This window comes from Okeania sp. SIO2F4, assembly GCF_010672385.1.
GTDB lineage: Bacteria > Cyanobacteriota > Cyanobacteriia > Cyanobacteriales > Microcoleaceae > Trichodesmium.
On the sequence record NZ_JAAHGT010000733.1, the window covers coordinates 1 to 4,975 of the forward strand.

Sequence of the window (4,975 nt, forward strand, 5' to 3'; positions counted from 1 at the left end):
TTATGATTGTAATTCCCACAGCCCCAGATATTTATCCAGCAGAATCACCTGAATTAGCAGCAGCTAGTTTTGCTCCCGATGAAATAGAAGTTTCAGTAGTAGGGGAAGTCAGACAACCAGGACAAGTTAAACTTCCGCCAAATACTCCTTTAAATCAAGCTATATTAAAAGCAGGAGGATTTAATAGAAGTAGAGCTAAGAGGAATTCTGTGGAACTAATTCGCCTGAATTTCAACGGTACTGTTTCTCGACAAACTATAGTTGTTGATTTTGCTTCTGGAGTTAATGAAAAAACTAATCCCATGCTGCGCCAGAATGATGTTGTTGTTATTAGTAGGAATGGGATAGCTGCTCTATCAGATACATTAAATACTACATTTGAATTTGGAGTGAGTACCTTATCAGTGCTGAGATTTTTTGAGGTATTTGGTGTTCTTTAGCAGGCAATATTTAAGATCGAACTAATAAAATAAGACTAAGGGCTATTTTGAGGCTAAAAATAATAAATAAACATTTAATCAAGTGGCATTGGATATGGATTATGAAACTAATTATGAACAAATTGCACATAAGAATAACGGTCAGCAACTATCTCCTTCATTTACTCAAGCTCCCCAAACAAACCTAGGAGATAATGAAGATGAAAATTTTGACTTAGGTTGGATTTTTGCTGTTGTTCGCCGTCGTCTATTGATTATGGCAGGTATAGGATTAACACTAAGTGTAGTTGCTGGAGGATTAATTGTTAAAAGTTCCCGTCAAATAGTTCCAGTATATCAAGGTTCTTTTAAATTATTAGTGGAGCCAATTACTGCTGAAGGGAGATTAGCTAGACTATTTTTAATGGCTCAAAATGTTGATGCTAGTGCTGATATCCAAAGAATTAGAATTGAAGATAATAGTCTTATAGATTATGAAACTTTAATTAGGGTATTAAGGAGTCCGACTATACTTGAACCTATAGTAAATAAATTGAATAATGAGTATCCAAATATTAGTTATAACCTACTAATTTCTGGCATTGAAATTACTCGAATTAGTGTACAAAAAGGAACTCAAGAGCAAGGTACAAAAATTTTAGTAGTTAACTATAAAAATAAAGATACAAAACAAATTAAAGTCGTATTAGAATCCTTAGAAAAAGCTTATTTAGACTACAGTTTAGAAGAACGTCTCACTAATCTACGTCAAGGAATTAACTTTATCAAAGAGAAACTGCCTAACTTAAGGCAGCGTGTTGATGTATTGCAAGGACAAGTACAAAAATTACGACAAAATTATAATGTGTTCGATCCAACGAAAGCAGAGAAATTATTATTTGATCAGTCATTAAGTATTCAGAGACAACAAGTAACACTTCAAGGGCAATTAGCAGAAACTCGCTCTCTCTACAATCATCTAAAACAACAGCTAGAAAACGGAGATATTATTGCAGTATTATCACTAGAAAGTAAAGCTTATGACTTTTTAATTAGAGAAATTCAGAAGTTAGAAAGTGAACTTGCTGCTCAGTCAACCCTATTTTTAGATGATAGCGAACCAATGCAAATGCTACGAGAAAAGCAAATAAATTTGAATGTTTTAGGGTATAGAGAAGCTGAAAGTATATTAAACAAAATATCTGGTAAAATTGAAGAACAAGAAGCTAAAGAAAGAACTTTGGCTGAAAATATTACTAAACTAAATGAACAACTTAGACAACTACCAGTAGTAGCACGTCAATATGCAGATTTAGAAAGAGAATTAGAAGTTGCTACGAACACTCTCAAAGAGTTTCTATCTAAACTAGAAGCATTAGAAGTTGATGCTGCTAGACAGGAAGTTCCTTGGCAAGTTATTCAGGCAACACAACTACTAAAAAATACAGACGGCAATCTTATACCTACTGAATATACACAAACAAAACGTCAATTAGCTGTAATAGTAATTGTCAGTGTATTGCTAGGTGTTGGTGCAGGTTTTCTGATAGAAGTTTTAATTACAGTCTTCCACACTCCAGAAGAAGTCAAAGCAGCTACCAAACTTCCTGTACTAGGAATGATTCCTCTAGCCAAGGAACTCAAGAAACCGCTCAAGGGTAAGAGAAAAAAAGTTTCTGTGTTAACGGCTACGGATAGAAATGGTTACCATTTTGTTGAGCGCGATGCTCTGGAGCTAATTTACAGTAATACTCGCTTGTTGGAGGCTTTTCGATCTTTTTATACTAATATTCGTTTGCTCAGTTATGACAAATCACTTCAGTCTTTGGTAATAACTTCCTCTACATCTAAAGATGGTAAGTCTACTGTTGCTGTTAACTTAGCTCAGATAGCTGCTGCTATAGGTCAGAAAGTTCTGTTAGTAGATGCTGACCTGCGAAACCCACAAATTCATTCACGTTTGAGTTTGCCTAATTCACAGGGGTTTAGCGATGCTCTTGCTACAGACCTTAGTCTGAATGATGCGATCCAGCGATCGCCTATAAATGATAACCTATTTGTTTTGACTGCTGGTCAAGTGCCACCCGATCCGATTAAGTTGCTCTCATCTAAAAAGAAGCAATATTTGATGGAACAATTTCAAGCTTTTTTCGATTTAGTCATCTATGATACGCCTCCACTGAATAATTTAGCAGACGCAAATTTAATGTCTGCTCATGCGGATGGAACTATTGTAGTGGTAGCAATTGAAAAGACAGATCGTTCGATTTTGATGAAAGCTTTAGAGGGATTTAAAATTTCTGGTGGTTCAGCATTGGGGACAGTTACTAATTTTATTAAACGGTGAGATATAGCGCTACGCGCAAGTTATAAGTCAGAAGTAATCTCTGAGTGAATCTCAGTATTTAGCTATTTCCGTGCCCTTTGCTTCGACTGCTATATTCCCAAATTGATTGCAAAAATTAGATTTAGGCTTTTGAGCAACTTTATATATTAAATCCGGTAGTATCAATAGTAGGGCTGGGTTCCGCGTAAATTAATCTTGCTCAACATTGAATCAAATGAACCCGCCTCCGCCCCAATAATCTAATATGTATGATTTTCGGATAATAAGCGATCAAAAAGTTTTTGTTTGTAGTAGGGCTTTAGCCCCATGTATACTTAGGGCTAAAGTTCTACTACAAGCTTTAATTATAACTATTCAAGACACTATATAACGCACTACCCTTGCCTCTTGCCTCCTACTCAGGAACTAACGCTAACGAGCGTCGGGCTTCATCTGGAAAAAACTAAACTGTTTTTGTGTTTTTGTTTCTACCTCTAATCAACTCCTAATGGCCACTAAACACAATTTGAATAGGTGGCCTACTTTACTCTGTCCACTTTTATCTAACTGTGTCCTATTTGTTAAGTCGTTCAATCTTAAGGTATCAGTGGTATCAACTATCTAAATTTCCGTATTTTCACTATAAAAAAAATGCTGGAATGCCAAAAATAAGTATATTTATTGAATCAAAATAATCACTCTAAAATTATTGATTTTTTTTATTAGAAAAAACTAAGTATATTCTCGGTTATTAGTCGAAGAATATGGGCATATATCAGTATAAATATTGATGTATTAACAGTTTTTTTAAAGGTTTAGACAAGAATTAGTTTGGTAACTAAAATTACTTGCTTTTGAGATTTAAAGCAGTTATATTAAGGTTGAGCAAATAAATAAAGGTTATACAAACAAGTAAACTTTAATAATTTATTGGCTCTGCTTGTCTAAAAACTCACTGTTTATACTTTTTCAACTACTTAGTTGTAAAAAAAACTTATTAGACCAACACAAACTATACATTAAATAATTTAACCAGAGGACGACAAATGAAAACTAAACTATCTATCTTCTTGACAGCTCTCGCTGGTGGTTTAATCTCTACTATGCCTGCTGAAGCTGCTTCTTTTGGTAACGAAGGTATTATCTTTGACGAAAATACCGAAGTAACATTTGAGTTCCTGCAATCTCATGGTTGGTGGCAAGGAAGCTTTGGTGTGGTGAAGTTGAATACAGGAGAAGAAACAATTTTGTTCGAGGAAGATTTGAATATAGACCCTGGTAGTGGTTGGGCAGATGACAACTTAGGAACACCTGGTATCGCAGTTAGAAGTACAATAGCTAACTTCTTCTTTGAAGGTGGTGAGGAATATTCATTGTTCTTAAGAAGTTTCAACCCAGATGGTAGCCTACCTACATCCTACAATACTCAATATTCTACAACTGCTCTCAACCCAAATTGGTATAATGCTGGTACAGGATTTGGAAACCAAGGTGACGGATCTTTTGAAATTGGAGCAGGTCCAGAAGACTACGATAAGAATAACTTTGACTCTAGTCTCAATGCTCAAGTTGTTGATGGTCAGACCAGAGTTGTCTTCAAACAAGATGGGGCAGACTCAACAAATATTTTCTTTGAAGATAACACAACATGGGGCGACAACGACTTTGATGATTTCGTAGTCCGAGCAACATCAGATAGCTTTGCTGGAGGTGTTCTATCTGAGCCTAAGTCAACTCCAGAACCTACTACTATAGCTGGTTTAGGTATGGTAGCTGGTGCAATGTTCCTATCTCGTTCTCGTAAAAAGCAAAACTAATTATCCTGATTGATATACGGAACTCAGGGAGTGAAATCTACTTTTATTGTTTGGATGCTAAAAAAAATAATTACCGAAAAACTAGGGTTTAGCCTCTCCTTTAAATGAGAAAAAAAGAAAAAAATTTCCCTTTTAACCAATTCTCTTCTTTTCAATAATAATTAATTATTAATTATTAATTATTGAACCTAGCTACAAACTGCACCTCTAGTATCAATTTCCAAAGATTGTACTTCTGTAACTACTCCCTGATTTTTCCAAGCTTCAGTCATTGCTGTTACTGCAGTTGAACTTGTGGAGTCACATCATAAGAACGCCCTTCAAATCTAATATGAACCATACTAACACCTCCTAATTTTTTATCTGAAGAAAACAGAATATTTTTCTAGTTAATTTTCTACTTTTTGCTGATT

General features: G+C 35.0%; 3 protein-coding genes. All 3 read left to right on the top strand.

Going from position 1 to position 4,975, the window contains the following annotated elements; translation table 11 throughout:
- Window positions 1-440 (top strand): SLBB domain-containing protein (locus F6K22_RS31490; RefSeq protein ID WP_293107336.1); only part of this gene is annotated, 440 nt, incomplete at its 5' end.
- 82 nt (window positions 441-522) lie between these two features.
- On the top strand, window positions 523-2,766 hold the full coding sequence (locus F6K22_RS31495) for a GumC family protein (RefSeq protein ID WP_293107339.1): 2,244 nt from the start codon (window positions 523-525) through the stop codon (window positions 2,764-2,766).
- Between the two features lie 1,025 nt (window positions 2,767-3,791).
- Window positions 3,792-4,562: a PEP-CTERM sorting domain-containing protein gene (locus tag F6K22_RS31500; protein WP_293107342.1), complete on the top strand. Its 771-nt coding sequence runs from the start codon at window positions 3,792-3,794 to the stop codon at window positions 4,560-4,562.
- The last annotated feature ends 413 nt before the right edge of the window (window positions 4,563-4,975 follow it).